Here is a 14,022-nt window from a genome sequence, read left to right as displayed (position 1 = left end):
GGCAAGTTCAAACAAGTTCAGACAAGCTCAGACAGGTTCAGACCTCGACCTCATCGGCCGCCAGCTGTCCCAGAATCTGGAAGCGCCCGCCGCTCATGAAGCCGAGTGTCAGGCTGCCGTCTTCCTGCTCATGCGTCTCGGCGCTCTCGAGCAGCCGATAGTAGAGATTGCGGTGCAGGCGCGCGGCAAGGCCGAAGCGCACCGGCACTTCCGGTAGCCACAGGCCGTCCGGCGTCTCGCTCAGCGTCAGGCAGGTCTCCCCTTCCAGTCGCACGACATCGCCCTGATCGGTGACCAGCTGCCAGACGTCCGGCCGAGGCTCTGTCTGTCCGGGCTCCGTCTGTCCGGGCTCGGCCTCTCCAAGCTCAGTCGGCGCAGAATCGCTCTCGATGCGGGAGCAGTCCACCGCCAGGAAGGGGCGGTCCTCGACCTGGATGGTGACCTTTTCCGCCGGCGTGACCAGGCAGTAGCTGCCATCGGGCTCGCGGCGCAGGACACGCGACAGCATGTGCACCAGTCGCGCACGGCCGATGGGCGTGCCCTCGTGCATCCAGCGCCCGTCGGCGCAGATGACGAGGTCCATTTCGCCACAATGCGCCGGGTGCCATTGATCCACCGGCGGCAATGTCTTGCCGCTGGTGGCCTTGTCGCCCAGCTGGGTGAGGATGGCGGCTGGATTCATGACGTTCCCTCCCTGGTGGTCAGATCATGCGGGGTAACACGCTCAATCGATGAGCATACCGCTGCTGGCCAGCGCTTCGCGAACGTTGTCCGGCGCTTCCGGCGCAGCGGCACGGAACAGGCGATAGAAGTTGGCAGTGGTCTGCATCGCCAGCTCATCGACGGTGATGCCGCGCTCGGCGGCGATGCATTCGGCGACCTCGACCACATTGCCCGGCACATTGGAGGTGCCACGGTACGGCACCGGCGCCAGATAGGGGCTGTCGGTCTCGATCAGCAGGCGGTCCAACGGGATGGCACGCGCCAGCTCGCGGACGTGTTCGGCGTTGCGGAAGGTGACGATACCGGAGATGGAGACCATGAAGCCGTGGCCCACCGCGACGCGCGCCATGTCGAGATCTTCGGTGAAGCAGTGCAGCACGCCACCGACAGCGGGGTCCGTGTGCTGCTTGATCAGCGCCAGGGTGTCTTCCCGCGCCTCACGGGTGTGGATGATCACCGGCAGCTCGAGCTCACGCGCGGCGATCAGGTGGCGCGTGAAGCGCTCGTACTGCAGCTCGCGGCTGACGCTCTCGTAGTGATAATCGAGGCCGGTCTCGCCGATGGCCACCGCGCCGAAGCGCTCGGCGCACTTCTTGATGTCCTCGACCGTGGGTTCCGGGTCGACCTGATGCAGCGGATGCACACCGGCGGAAATCACCACATCCTCATGCTGCTGGGCGATGGCCGAGATCTCGGGAACATCGTCGAGCGTGACGGCAATGGCGAGAAACTGGTGCACGTGACGGGCGCGCGCGGCGTCCAGTACGGCCTCGAGGCTGCCGCCGTGCTCTTCCAGTTTCAGACGATCAAGGTGGCAATGCGAATCGACAAACATCCGGAAACTCTCACTACTGATGGCCACGCGCTGCGCGGCGAAAAACGTGCTCGACCGGCGGGCGCTCATGGCACTGCCGGTCGAGATGATGAAACGACGCTGCGCTCGCGCTACAGCGTATAGGTCGCGTGACCCTTGCCGAGCATACCGGCCAGGTGGTTCTCGATATGGTCACGCACCTGGCGGTCCTCTTCACTGAAGTGGATGCCGATCCCGGCAGTGCGCCGGCCACTGACGCCCTGCGGGGAAATCCATACCACGCGCCCGGTGACCGGAATGCGCTCGGTTTCCTCAGGCAGGGTCAGCAGCAGATAGACTTCCTGGCCCATGGTGTAGCGCTCGGTGGTCGGCACGAAGATGCCGCCGCGCACGAGGGTCGACATGTAGGCGGCCAACAGGGTCTTCTGATCACGAATGGTCAGCGAGAGCGCCTTCTGGCCTTGCTGTGGAGCGGTATCCATCCTTCACCTCCGGCCGGTCTCCCGGCACATGCAGTCCCGTGACGAGCGTCAGCGCTCACATGAGGGCTCACGCTGCGTATCAATGCGTATTCTTCGGCCATTGCCTGCTGTTATCTGACGCAAGGCGAGCAAGCGGCCTGGCTGGCTTCAGTCTAGCCTGCCCGCCTTGCCTCGCGCAGCCTCGTGGCTTTCCACGCGGGCATCGCTCAGCCATACCCTCAGCTCTTCGCTCAGACCTTCACTCGGGCCTTCACGCCAGAAAAAGACAGCTGCGCACTCAGGAGCGCAGCAAGGCGGCCCAACGCACCAGCCAGGCTTCCAGCACCAGCTGTGGGTTGGGGTTGCCGCCCGCGGCCAGCAGACGACGCTGCTCGCGGGCGAAATCCAGAAGCTTGAACCAGTCCTGGGTGCGACCGTTCTTGACCGCCTGTCTCAGCAGCGGCTCAAGACTGGGGTCACGCAGGTCGCTGGCGTTGCCGGACAGGCCCATGCGAATCAGGTCTTCCAGCCAGGCAATACCGTACCACAGCACCTGCGCCAGCGGTTGGCGCTCCAGTCGCCACGCCTCGGCCACCGGCTCGCCACCGCGCACCAGCGCATCGAACAGCTCGCGCAAGGCCTGACGCAGCTGACGCTGCTCCGCCTCGCCAAGACGCACCGCCAGCTGCGGCAGACCGCCCGCCATGCGCAGCAGGGCCTGAGCATCCTCGCCCAGCTGCTGCGTGAGCCACGGTAGGCTCTCTTCGGCCGGCGGAATCACCAACGGCCATTGCTGACAGCGCGAGCGGATGGTCGGCAGCACCCGTGACGGCATGTCGCTGAGCAGAATGAACAGCGTATTGGCACCGGGCTCCTCGAGGCTCTTGAGCAAGGCGTTGGCCGAGGCGATGTTCATCGACTCCGCCGGTTGCAGCCGGATGACGCGGTAGCCGCCCTGCTGGGCCGTCTGGGAGACGAAGCGATTGACCTCACGGATCGGGTCGATGCGGATCATCTTGCCGACATCCTGCGGCGCGACCGCCATCAGATCAGGGTGATGCCCGGCCGCCAGCATATGACAGCCATGACATTCACCACAGGCCGCCGCGCCGGGCTTGCCCTGGGCGGTGCGACACAGCACGCGGGCGATCATCGCATCGGCCAGCTCATGCTTGCCAAGCCCCGATGGCCCGCTGAGCATCACCGCATGCGGCAGGCGACCGTTGTCGTGTACCGCGGTGAAGTGTTGCCACAGCGAATGCTGCCACGGCAGCGGTGAGAAGCTCGAAAGCGTGACACCACTGCTGACGTCTGAAGCACTCATGGCTGCTCATCCGTGGCAGTGTTCGCCTGCCAGGCCGCCACGCGAGCCGCCAGTACCGCCGCGATATCGGCCTGCACGGCCTCGAGCGACTGACCGGCATCGATGGTGGCAAAGCGCTCGGGGTCGGCATCACGACGCATGTGATAGCCGACACGCACCGCCTCGAAGAACTGCTCGGCTTCCTGCTCGATGCGGTCGGCGCCTTCACCGGTCTCGGCGCGGCGAGCGGCCAGACGGCCACGCGCCGCCTCGACCGGCATGTCCAGCAGCAGGGTCAGGTCCGGCTGCAAGCCTTTCTGCACCAGGGATTCCAGCGCCGAGATATCGGCCAGCGGCAGGTTGCGGCCACCGCCCTGGTAGGCAAAGGTCGCGTCGGTGAATCGATCGCACACCACCCAGGCACCGCGCGCCAACGCCGGGCGAATGGTCGCGGCCAGATGCTGGGCACGCGCGGCGAACATCAACAGCAGTTCGGCATCATCACTCAGCGACTCGGCCGGCGCCGGGTCCAGCAGCAACTGGCGAATGGCTTCCGCTCGCTCGCTGCCACCCGGCTCACGCGTGCGCACGACCTCGAGGCCATGCGCCTCGAGCTCGGCGACCACGAAGGCGACATTGGTGCTCTTGCCGACGCCTTCACCGCCTTCCAGCGTGATGAAGCGACCAGCGGGCGAAGCCTGGGTGGCCGCCGCGCTGGCGGCGTGGCGAGAAGACGTCGTGCTTGATGCGCTCGGACGTGAAGACATGATGTTTCCTGATTCAGACAGCAGATGACTCGCGACGAAAGCCCCGTGCAGCATGGCAGACCCTGTTCGCCACACGGGTTTCAGCTCATTCGCCACGCATTACCGATTGAGAATATAACGGCGCACGGCATTGTTGTGCTCGCGCAGCGTGCGCGAGAAGTGATGCTTGCCCTCACCCTTGGCGACGAAGTAGTAGGTATCGCCTTCCTTGGGATGCACCGCCGCTTCCAGCGCGGCGCGCCCGGGCATCGCGATCGGCGTCGGCGGCAGGCCGGTGATCACGTAGGTATTCCAGGGCGTCGGCTTGCGCAGATCGGCACGCGACAGCGAACCATCATAGTCCTTGCCCAGGCCATAGATGACGGTCGGGTCGGTCTGCAAGCGCATGCCACGCTCCATGCGACGCTTGAAGACGCCGGCGATCTCGTCGCGCTCTTCCGGCGCGCCGGTCTCGCGCTCGATCAGTGACGCCATGATCAGCGCCTCGTAGGCGCTGGTGATCGGCAGGTCGTCGTCTCGCCCGGCCCAGACTTCCTCCAGCGTCTTGCTCATGCGGCTATAGGCCTGCTTGTAGAGCGAGAGGTCGCTGACGCCCTTGTGATAGCGGTAGGTATCCGGGAAGAAGCGCCCTTCCGGCTTCTCGCCCTCGGCACCGACAGCCGCCATCAGCTCCTCGTCGCTCATGTCGCGAGTCGTGTGCTCAAGCTTGGGTGAGGCATCCATGGCAGTGCGCATCTGGGCGAAGGTCCAGCCCTCCGGCACGGTCAAGGTATAGCTGACCACATCGTCACTGGACAGCAGCGCCACCAGTTCACGACCGTTCAAGCCCGGCGTGAGACGGAATTCACCGGCGCGCAGGCCATTGACGGCCTCAGGCTCGAGGCGCGACCACACCTTGTACGGCCAGCTCGCCTCGATGATGCCCTGTGACTCGAGCTCGCTCACGACCCTGGTCAGGCTGGCGCCCTTGGGCACCTCGAACAGCTGTTCCTTCTCGATCGCCAACGGTGACAGCAACTGCGCCTGCCAATAACGGAAGCCCACCACACCCGCAGCCACGGCCAGCACTACCAGCATCAGGAGGATCTTGAACACTCGCATAATCAGGTTTCCAGTCTTCATGGCGAAGGCGACGACCGCACAGGCATGCCTGCTGACGCTCGTCGTCTTCCGTCAGTTCGCGGGCTCGCCCAGCAAGCGCGCGACAGTGTGATTCAACTCGTCCAGCGCCGGATGCGCCTCATCCTTCCACTCAGCCAGAATCGCGCCATCGGGCTTGAGCAGGGTGCGCAGCGGCCAGACGCCCTGCACGGAATTCATGACGACGACCTGCTCGGCCCACGCGAGTGACTCAAGCCCCTCACGCACTCGCTCGAACACCATCTCGACCTCAAGCGCCGCCAGCAGCGTACCCTCGACCCCGGCACGATCAAGACACGGCGTGAACCAGCGCCCGTCACGATACCAGGCCAGATTCATGCTGGTGGCCTCGATCAGCTCACCCTGCGCATTGAGCAACAGGCCCTCGCTGATGGCCGTGTCGCTCCACTCGCGGCGCGCCAGCACGTTCTCGAGCCGATTGAGGTGCTTGAGCCCCGCCAGTGCCGGTTGCTCGGCCACACGCAGCTCGCAGACCCGCGCCGTGATGCCACGCCGCGCCTGCTGATTGACCGCAAAAGGCGTCGCGCGTGCCCGCAAGCGCGTCTCCGGTGACTCAGGCGCCCTGTAGCCCCGCCCGCCGGAGCCGCCGGTGACGATCAGCTTGAGCACTTCAAGCCCCTCGCCCTGGCAGACCGCCAGACAGCCCGCCAACTCAGCTGACGAAGGCGCTGCAATCCCCAGCCGCTGACAACCGCGCGTCAGGCGCGCCTCGTGCCAGGACCACAGCTGCGGCTGGCCCTCACGCACCAGAATCGTCTCGAACACGCCCTCGCCATAGGCAAGGCCACGGTCATCACTGGGCAGATCGGCGGCGAGCGCCTCAAGAGAGCGCTTGTCACAAGCGCTCCTTTCATCAGAGGCCCGGTCATCTGAGCTCTTGCTGCCAGAGGCATCAGTCGTCATCGATACAGCCCTCCAGAGAACGGTTGCGGGCACGACACGCAAAAGCAGGTGACGCCCCACAGACAAACGCGCCCCCGGATGGGAGCGCGTCTGAGGAGAGAGAACACGAAAGCGTGTGATCAGTCCTTGAGCTTGCCGAACACCAGCGAGCCGTTGGTGCCACCGAAGCCGAACGAGTTGGACAGGGTGTACTCGATCTTCATGTCACGTGCGACGTTCGGCACGTAATCGAGATTGCAGCCCTCGGCCGGGTTGTCCAGGTTGATGGTCGGCGGCGCGATCTGGTCACGCATCGCCAGCACGCAGAACACGGCCTCGACCGCGCCGGCAGCGCCCAGCAGGTGACCGATCATCGACTTGGTGGAGCTGACCGCCACATCACGTGCCGCATCACCCAGCACCGACTCGACGGCGAGGCTTTCCGCCTTGTCGCCGGCATTGGTGGAGGTGCCGTGGGCATTGATGTAGTCGATCTGGCTCGGTTCGAGCTTGGCGTCACGGATGGCGTTGCGCATCGCGGCGGCCGCACCACGGCCGTCTTCGGGCGGCGCCGTCATGTGGTGAGCGTCGTCGGACATGCCGAACCCGAGCACCTCGGCGTAGATGGTCGCGCCACGCGCCTTGGCGTGCTCGTACTCTTCCAGCACGACGACACCGGCGCCGTCGGACAGCACGAAGCCATCGCGGTCGCGGTCCCACGGACGGCTGGCCGCCTGCGGATCATCGTTGCGGGTCGACAGCGCACGCGCTGCGGAGAAGCCACCCAGACCCAGCGGCGTGGTCGCCATCTCGGCGCCACCGGCCACCATCACGTCGGCATCGCCATAGGCGATGGTACGTGCGCTGTAACCGATGTTGTGCGTCCCGGTGGTACAGGCGGTGGTGATCGCGATGTTCGGACCACGATAACCGAACTGGATCGCCAGATTGCCGGAGATCATGTTGATGATGGAGCCCGGCACGAAGAACGGCGAGATGCGACGTGCACCGCCCTTCTCCAGCGCCTTGTGGTTGTGCTCGATCATCGGCAGGCCGCCGATACCGGAACCGATGGCGACACCGATGCGCTCGGCGTTGTCTTCGGTGCATTCAATGCCGGAGTCGGTGATGGCCTGGTGGGCCGCCGCGATACCGTATTGGATGAAGAGGTCCATCTTGCGGGCCTCTTTCGGGTTCAGGTACTGACCCACATCGAAGTCCTTGATGGAGCCACCGAAACGGGTATTGAAACCGCTGACATCGAAATGCTCGATGGCCGCGATGCCACTCTTGCCCGCCTTGATGTTGCTCCAGCTTTCCTCGACGGTATTCCCGACCGGGGTTACCAGGCCAAGACCTGTTACCACTACCCTTCTGCGAGGCATCGTGTCTCCTCCAAAACTATCGAATTGGCACGCCAGGGCCATGGACGCCCGGACGGTAATTGAGCGCATTATACAGAAACCTGGCCATGCGTGGGCAGTCGGTTTTCAAGCGCTTTTCTGGCCACTTTCACGAAGGAATTCCGACACTTGCCACAAGGGGTCATTTGTCACGAAGCCCGCCGCCTACCACCATGCAATACGCGCCCTGTCGGCGCGGCATTGCGCAGCACATCCCTGAACGACAAGAGCCGCACTGAGGAACAGTGCGGCTCTTGAACGTACAGACAATTGCATCACGACCATGAGCAACAGGTTGCTCCGTGATCGCTTCAACACACCTTACTGGTGGTTGACGATGTAATCGATAGCTTCCTGCACGGTGGTGATCTTCTCTGCTTCTTCGTCAGGAATTTCAGTATCGAATTCCTCTTCAAGAGCCATCACCAGCTCGACGGTGTCCAGGGAATCGGCGCCCAGGTCTTCAGTGAAAGAGGAAGAGTTCTGGATTTCTTCTTCTTTGGCGTTCAGGCGCTCAGCCACAACCTTCTTGACGCGTTCTTCAATGGTGCTCATTTAACAATCACTCCTAGTGGTACGGAATCCGCAGCTCGAAAAAGCTGGGCGTAGTTTATAGGCCACCCCAAAAGGACGCAACCACGTCCCTGCGTGGGGTTCAGCGCATGTTCATGCCACCGTTCACCTGCAACGTCTCACCGGTAATGTAGCCTGCTGCATCACTGGTCAGGAAGCCGACTGCCGCAGCAATCTCTTCCGGCTGGCCAAGGCGCGCCAGCGGGATGTTGCCGAGCAACGCTTCGTGCTGCGCTTCCGGCAATGCTTCAGTCATGTCAGTGGCAATGAAGCCCGGCGCCACTGAGTTGACGGTAATATTGCGTGACGCGACTTCGCGCGCCAGCGAGCGGGCAAAGCCTTCCATGCCTGCCTTGGCGGCAGCATAGTTGACCTGACCGAGGTTGCCCATGGTCGCGACCACGGACGAGATGTTGACGATGCGGCCGAAGCGCGCCTTGGTCATGCCGCGCAGGCAGCTCTTGCTGACACGGAAGACCGACTTGAGATTGGTGTCGAGCACCGCGTCCCAATCGTCTTCCTTCAAGCGCATCAACAGGTTGTCACGCGTGATACCGGCATTGTTGACCAGGATGGTCGGGGCGCCGAAACGCTCGCCGATTTCCTTGAGCACGGCGTCGACGCTGGCCTGATCGGTGACGTTGAGCAGCATGCCCGCGCCTTCGATACCGTGCGCCTCGAGGTCAGCGCCGATGGCCGCTGCCCCTTTCTCGCTGGTGGCAGTACCGATCACGATACGGCCCTGACGGCCGAGTTCACGGGAGATGGCTTGGCCGATGCCACGACTGGCACCGGTCACCAGTGCGATTCTGCGTTCGCTCGTCATCTTGAGTCCTGAGTTGGCTGATCCAAGTCACATGGCCGGCCAGATGGGCCAGCCACGAGCTTACTGATTCTGTTCGGCAGCGGTCTCGCGGGCAAGTTCCAGCGCCGCTTCCAGGCTATCCGGATCATTCACGGCCAGGCCACGTGCCTGACGCTGAATGCGCTTGCCAAGGCCGGTCAACACCTTGCCCGGGCCGCATTCGATGAAGCTGCGCGCGCCACTGTCGAACATGGCATTGACGCAGTCGGTCCAGCGCACCGGCTGATAGAGCTGCTCGATCAGACGCTGACGCAGTGTCTCGACATCGTCATGCGCCTTGGCATCGACATTCTGGATGACGGTATAGCGCGGCGCACGGAAATCGATGGCATTCATCGCCTCGGCCAGCTTGTCGGCCGCCGGACGCATCAGGTCACAATGCGACGGCACCGACACCGGCAGCGGCATGGCGCGCTTGGCACCCGCTTCCTGACATGCCGCGATGGCACGCTCGACGGCAGCGGTGCCACCGGCGATGACGACCTGTCCCGGCGCATTGTAGTTGACTGCCGCGACCACTTCACCCTGTGCCGCACTGGCACAGGCGGCTTCGACCTGGGCATTCTCGAGACCGAGAATGGCCGCCATCGCGCCCTGGCCCTGCGGCACGGCAGTCTGCATGGCTTCGCCGCGCAGATTGACCAGCTTGACGCCCTCGGCGAAACCGATCACGCCAGCGCAGACCATGGCGCTGTATTCACCCAGGGAGTGACCGGCCATGCGCGCCGGGCGCGGGCCTTCCAGCTCCTGCCAGACGCGCCAGATGGCGACACTGGCGGTCAGAAGCGCCGGCTGGGTCAGCTCGGTACGATTGAGCTCCTCCGCCGGGCCTTCCTGTGTCAGGTGCCAGAGATCGCGCCCCAGCGCGTCAGAGGCTTCCTCGAAGGTAGTGCGGACCACGCTATAGCGCTCCGCCAGCTCCCGCAGCATGCCGACCTGCTGGGAGCCCTGTCCCGGGAAGATGAGGGCCAGGGAATCTGTCATTGCTGTCACCATTTCCATCTGTTCAGGTGGGACTGACACGGGTCAAGAAACCCGATTTCCACTGGCTCGCAAGCGAGACGACCACTGTCGTGTCTCACGCTTCTGCCAGGGGAAAGCCTGCTTCCTGTCATTTACGTCATGCTGCTGTCCTGCGGGGGCTTCCTGTAGGAGCTACCTGCCCCTGATTCCCGTCCGCCTTCACCGCCCGGCCGCGAAGCGCTGGCATTGTCGCACCGTGTGCGCCGAAGCTCGACCCCAACAGGAACAAATCAGACCAATTTACTCATTCAGCGTGAGTATGTGCCTTCCAGGGCCTGCGCCAGGCGCGAGGGCAACTGCTCGCGAGCCTCGCTGGCCGCCCGCGTGACGGCAAAGGCAAAGCCTTCCGCCGCCGCGCCGCCGTGGCTCTTCACCACCACGCTCGCCAGGCCCAGCAGGCTGGCGCCGTTGTAGCGCACCGGGTCCAGTTCACGCGAGAGTCGTGTCAGCGCCGGGCGCGCCAGCCAGGCCATCAGGCGCGTGCGCCAGCTGGCTGCCAGGGTCGCCCCCAGCTGTGCCGACAGCATCTGCGCCAGCCCTTCACTGCTCTTGAGCACGACATTGCCGACGAAGCCGTCACAGACCACCACATCTACCTTGCCGGAGAAGAGGTCACCGCCCTCAACAAAGCCAAGGTAGTCGAAATCCGACTCGCTGCCAGCCAGCAGGGCGTGCGCTTCCTGCACCTGCGCAGTCCCCTTGACCGACTCGACCCCCACGTTGAGCAGCCCCACTCGTGGACGCTCGACCGCGTCGATGAGGCGGCTGCGCATCGCGCCCATGCGGGCGAACGCCAGCAGATGGTGCGGTGCGACATCGACGTTGGCGCCGAGATCCAGCAGGCTGCAGGCGCGCGCGCCGCGCGTGGGCACCGCGGCACAGATAGCAGGTCGCTCCACCCCTTTCACTCTTCCCACTTCGCGCATGCCCAGCGCCATCAAGGCGCCGGTATTGCCGGCACTGACACAGGCATCCGCCTGGCCCTTCGCCACCAGGCCCAGGGCCTGTGACATGCTGCTGGGCTCGCGGCTACGCAGAACGCGGGACGGGCGAGCATCAGACGCGACAATGCCGTCGACAGCGAGTGTCTGAAGGCGATCACGAACACGGGAGAGTGAAGCAGGGAGGGAGTCTAACTCGGCATCCAGTAGATGCTGCGGGCCGACCAGGATGGCGCTGAGTTGCGAGTCTCGCAACAGCGCACTGGCCGTGCCCCGTAACGTAGCGCGGGGACCGAAGTCCCCGCCCATCGTATCGATGGCGATACGCACGGCGTTACGCCGCGCGCTGCATCAATGCCTTATGCATCAACGACTTTGCGGCCACGGTAGAAACCGTCGGCAGAGACGTGGTGACGCAGGTGAACTGTACCGGTTTCCTTGTCCTGGGACAGGGTCGGTGCAGTCAGGGCATCGTGGCTACGACGCATGCCACGCTTGGAACGAGTTTTGCGGTTCTGCTGAACTGCCATGGGGATTACTCCAATCTTGTCGACAAATTGAGTTCAGTGCTTGTCCTTCAGGGTGCGAAGCACACTGAATGGATTCACAGCGGGTGCGTCCGAGGCCTCGGGTTCCACACCGCTGGCCAGCTGGTCGCGAGAGACGGCACAATCGGCCTCCTCGTGGTAGACCACCTGCGGCAGGACCAGGAGCACTTCATCCTCGATCACTGTCAGGAGATCCAGCTGTTCGTTTTCCACCACTACCGGCTCGTACTCACCGGGCAGCTGCGCCGCCAGCGCATCGCTGGTCACCAGACCCAACAGGAACTCGCTGGAAAGCGGCTCCGGCTCGGTGGGTCCCAGACAACGCTGACATAGCAGACTTGCCTCGAAGGCGATGGAGCCTTCGATGAAGCTGCGACGTTGAGTGTCGATGTCAAAGGTCATGGAGACGCTGACGTCCCCTTCCTGAGCACCGATGGCCTCAACAACACGGGGCATGTTCGCCAGTGGAATCACGCCTTCAAGGCGTTTACCCGCTGACGCCAGCCGGTAGGGCTCGACCTTGGTCGGCAGTCTTGTGGTCAACATAGGCGCGCCATAATAGGGATTCCCCCTCCCGGTGTCAAAATGCATGAGCAACTTGTTGCTTTTGCCAGCCCCCTCACCATCACGCTTTCACGTCGATATGCGGCAACTGACACTGGGCTACACGTCCAGCGCGCGATTGTACGCGCCTGACGCTTCAATGCCGAGAGGATTTACGGCATCCTGCAGCCCTTGTTTTTCAATTACTTGCCGCGCGCCGCCCAGCCAATGCCCGCAACGCGCCCCGACGGGAGAGCCATGATGACTCCACTGGTCCTGGCGTCCAGCTCACGCTGGCGTCGTGAACTGCTTGAACGCCTCGGGCTGCCCTTCACCTGGACAGCCCCCAGTATCGATGAGACGCCGCGGCGCGCAGAAAGTGCCGAGACACTGGTCCATCGTCTGGCACTCGGCAAGGCCAACGCCGTGGCGGATGCCTACTCCCACCACCTGATCATCGGCAGCGATCAGGTCGCCGTCTTCGAGGGCGAGATACTGGGCAAGCCGGCGAATCTGCCAGCCGCACGCGCCCAGCTGGCGCGCTTCTCCGGACGTCGCGTGCGCTTCGTGACCGGCCTGGCGCTGATCGACACCCGGTCCGCGCGTCACTGGGTCTGTCATGAAGACTACGAGGTCGTCTTCCGCTCCCTGACCAGCGCAGAGATCGAACGCTACGTCGAGCGCGAACGCCCCCTCGACAGCGCCGGCAGCTTCCGCATGGAAGGGCTGGGCATCACGCTCTTCGAGCGTCTCGAAGGGCGTGACCCCAACAGCCTGATCGGCCTGCCGCTGATTCGCCTGTGCGAACTGCTGCGCGAGGCAGGCGTCGACCCTCTGCTGGATGCGCCGCGCTCCTGAATGGCACCGCGCCCCTGAGCGACACCGCAGCTCTGAGCGACGAGGGCTGCGGCCCTGGCTCGCCTACCAGGGCAGACGGTAGCTGACCGGCGACACCGTCGTCTCGAGCCCCATCGCACTGGCCATCACACCGGCGAAGCGCCGCGTGAAGCGCTCGAAGGGGTCCTGACGCGGCGTGTAATCGTGCAGCTCTGCCTCTGGCGTCAGCTCCGCCGCCAGCTCTTCCAGCGTACCGGTCCGATCGACCAGCCCCAACCCCCGGGCCTGCTCGCCGGTCCAGATCAGCCCCGAGAACAGCTCGGGATCGTCCTTGAGGCGCTCACCGCGCCCGGCCTTGACCGCCGCGATGAACTGCTGGTGCGTCGTGGCCAGCACGCTCTGCCAGAAGGCACGCTGGTCCGGCGAGATTTCCGAGAACGGATCAAGAAACGCCTTGTTGTCTCCCGCCGTGAACACGCGACGCTCGATATCCAGCTTTTCCATCGGCCCCTTGAGCCCGAAGCTTGAGGAAATCACGCCGATGGAGCCCACCAGGCTCGAGGGTGCCGCGATGATCTCGCCGGCGCCGGCCGCCATGTAATAGGCACCACTGGCGCCCAGGTCTTCGATCACCGCGATCACCGGCTTGTCGCCCCGCTCACGCAGCCGCATCAGCTCGTCATAGACGCGCTGGGACTGCACCGGGCTGCCACCGGGCGAGTTGATATCGAGCACCACCGCCACGGAGGCCGGTGACTCCCAGGCCGCACGCAGCCCCTTGATGATGCGCTCGGCATTGGCTTCGCCATCCGCTTCGATCACGCCCTTCACGCGCACCACGCCCAGATGCTGCTCGCCGGGCAGCGCCGCTGGCTGGCTGCCGAGCGTGAACAGAGTCACCGAGGTCGCGATCGAGGCGATGAACAGCAAGGCGAACAGGAAGCGGAAGAACAGCTTCCAGCGCCGCGAACGACGCTGCTCGGTGACCACGCCCTGCACCCAGCGGTCCATCATCTCGAGCTGCGCGGTGCGCTCGCGCGCCTGCCAGTCCACCTCTCGCTCGGAGGCAGCCGCTGCGCCCTGTCCACTCATGCCCGGCCCGCTCAAGCCCGCTTCGCTCTCGTCCTTGCCACCCACGCTTTCACGCCAGGGATCCTGCGGCCTGTCACTCATCGATT

General features: G+C 64.4%; 16 protein-coding genes. 1 reads left to right on the top strand and 15 read right to left on the bottom strand.

The features are described from left to right. Positions 1-37 precede the first annotated feature (37 nt). The 14 genes from H2O77_RS04505 to H2O77_RS04440 all read right to left on the bottom strand — a co-directional run bounded on the left by H2O77_RS04505 (position 38) and on the right by H2O77_RS04440 (position 12,055). Positions 38-682 carry a DUF1285 domain-containing protein gene (locus tag H2O77_RS04505; protein ID WP_215823997.1) on the bottom strand — a complete coding sequence of 215 codons (645 nt, stop codon included), beginning with the start codon at positions 680-682 and terminating at the stop codon, positions 38-40. A gap of 42 nt (positions 683-724) precedes the next feature. After that, the gene (locus H2O77_RS04500) at positions 725-1,558 is read right to left on the bottom strand and encodes a TatD family hydrolase (protein ID WP_213113335.1); all 834 of its coding nucleotides are present in this window, start codon (positions 1,556-1,558) and stop codon (positions 725-727) included. Between the two features lie 110 nt (positions 1,559-1,668). Then, positions 1,669-2,019 carry a PilZ domain-containing protein gene (locus tag H2O77_RS04495; RefSeq protein ID WP_215823996.1) on the bottom strand — a complete coding sequence of 117 codons (351 nt, stop codon included), beginning with the start codon at positions 2,017-2,019 and terminating at the stop codon, positions 1,669-1,671. Positions 2,020-2,296: 277 nt separating this feature from the next. Next, positions 2,297-3,322 carry a DNA polymerase III subunit delta' gene (locus H2O77_RS04490; protein WP_054555003.1) on the bottom strand — a complete coding sequence of 342 codons (1,026 nt, stop codon included), beginning with the start codon at positions 3,320-3,322 and terminating at the stop codon, positions 2,297-2,299. Beyond that, positions 3,319-4,068 (bottom strand): dTMP kinase, encoded by a 750-nt coding sequence (gene tmk / locus H2O77_RS04485; protein WP_213113336.1) that lies wholly within the window; start codon positions 4,066-4,068, stop codon positions 3,319-3,321. Before tmk ends, H2O77_RS04490 begins: the two co-directional genes overlap by 4 nt. Positions 4,069-4,167: 99 nt before the next feature. After that, on the bottom strand, positions 4,168-5,169 hold the full coding sequence (mltG, locus tag H2O77_RS04480; protein ID WP_199852376.1) for an endolytic transglycosylase MltG: 1,002 nt from the start codon (positions 5,167-5,169) through the stop codon (positions 4,168-4,170). A gap of 72 nt (positions 5,170-5,241) precedes the next feature. Beyond that, complete coding sequence (pabC, locus tag H2O77_RS04475) at positions 5,242-6,132, bottom strand: aminodeoxychorismate lyase (RefSeq protein ID WP_215823995.1); 891 nt, start codon at positions 6,130-6,132, stop codon at positions 5,242-5,244. 119 nt (positions 6,133-6,251) lie between these two features. Then, positions 6,252-7,496: a beta-ketoacyl-ACP synthase II gene (fabF, locus tag H2O77_RS04470; protein WP_043331892.1), complete on the bottom strand. Its 1,245-nt coding sequence runs from the start codon at positions 7,494-7,496 to the stop codon at positions 6,252-6,254. 339 nt (positions 7,497-7,835) lie between these two features. Next, the gene (acpP, locus tag H2O77_RS04465) at positions 7,836-8,069 is read right to left on the bottom strand and encodes an acyl carrier protein (RefSeq protein WP_024950601.1); all 234 of its coding nucleotides are present in this window, start codon (positions 8,067-8,069) and stop codon (positions 7,836-7,838) included. Positions 8,070-8,169: 100 nt separating this feature from the next. Next, positions 8,170-8,913, bottom strand: a complete 744-nt coding sequence (gene fabG / locus H2O77_RS04460; RefSeq protein WP_043331893.1) for a 3-oxoacyl-ACP reductase FabG — start codon at positions 8,911-8,913, stop codon at positions 8,170-8,172. Positions 8,914-8,973: 60 nt separating this feature from the next. After that, positions 8,974-9,936 (bottom strand): ACP S-malonyltransferase, encoded by a 963-nt coding sequence (gene fabD, locus H2O77_RS04455; RefSeq protein WP_043331894.1) that lies wholly within the window; start codon positions 9,934-9,936, stop codon positions 8,974-8,976. 287 nt (positions 9,937-10,223) lie between these two features. Continuing rightward, positions 10,224-11,246, bottom strand: a complete 1,023-nt coding sequence (gene plsX / locus H2O77_RS04450; RefSeq protein WP_082388113.1) for a phosphate acyltransferase PlsX — start codon at positions 11,244-11,246, stop codon at positions 10,224-10,226. Positions 11,247-11,275: 29 nt separating this feature from the next. Further along, entirely contained in the window at positions 11,276-11,446 is a 171-nt protein-coding gene (gene rpmF, locus H2O77_RS04445) for a 50S ribosomal protein L32 (RefSeq protein WP_065392644.1), read from the bottom strand. 33 nt (positions 11,447-11,479) lie between these two features. Continuing rightward, the gene (locus tag H2O77_RS04440) at positions 11,480-12,055 is read right to left on the bottom strand and encodes a YceD family protein (protein WP_346428200.1); all 576 of its coding nucleotides are present in this window, start codon (positions 12,053-12,055) and stop codon (positions 11,480-11,482) included. A 213-nt stretch (positions 12,056-12,268) separates the two neighbouring features. Here H2O77_RS04440 and H2O77_RS04435 point away from each other — a divergent pair, with 213 nt between their 5' ends. Further along, complete coding sequence (locus tag H2O77_RS04435) at positions 12,269-12,865, top strand: nucleoside triphosphate pyrophosphatase (RefSeq protein ID WP_215823994.1); 597 nt, start codon at positions 12,269-12,271, stop codon at positions 12,863-12,865. A gap of 63 nt (positions 12,866-12,928) precedes the next feature. Here the strand turns inward: H2O77_RS04435 and H2O77_RS04430 are convergent, their stop codons facing one another. Then, positions 12,929-14,017: a S49 family peptidase gene (locus H2O77_RS04430; protein ID WP_215823993.1), complete on the bottom strand. Its 1,089-nt coding sequence runs from the start codon at positions 14,015-14,017 to the stop codon at positions 12,929-12,931. Positions 14,018-14,022: the final 5 nt, after the last annotated feature.

Source organism: Cobetia sp. 4B, from assembly GCF_018831605.1.
Taxonomy (GTDB): domain Bacteria; phylum Pseudomonadota; class Gammaproteobacteria; order Pseudomonadales; family Halomonadaceae; genus Cobetia; species Cobetia amphilecti.
Note: the sequence above shows the minus strand (reverse complement) of the source record. Positions and strands in the feature narration are given on the sequence as shown.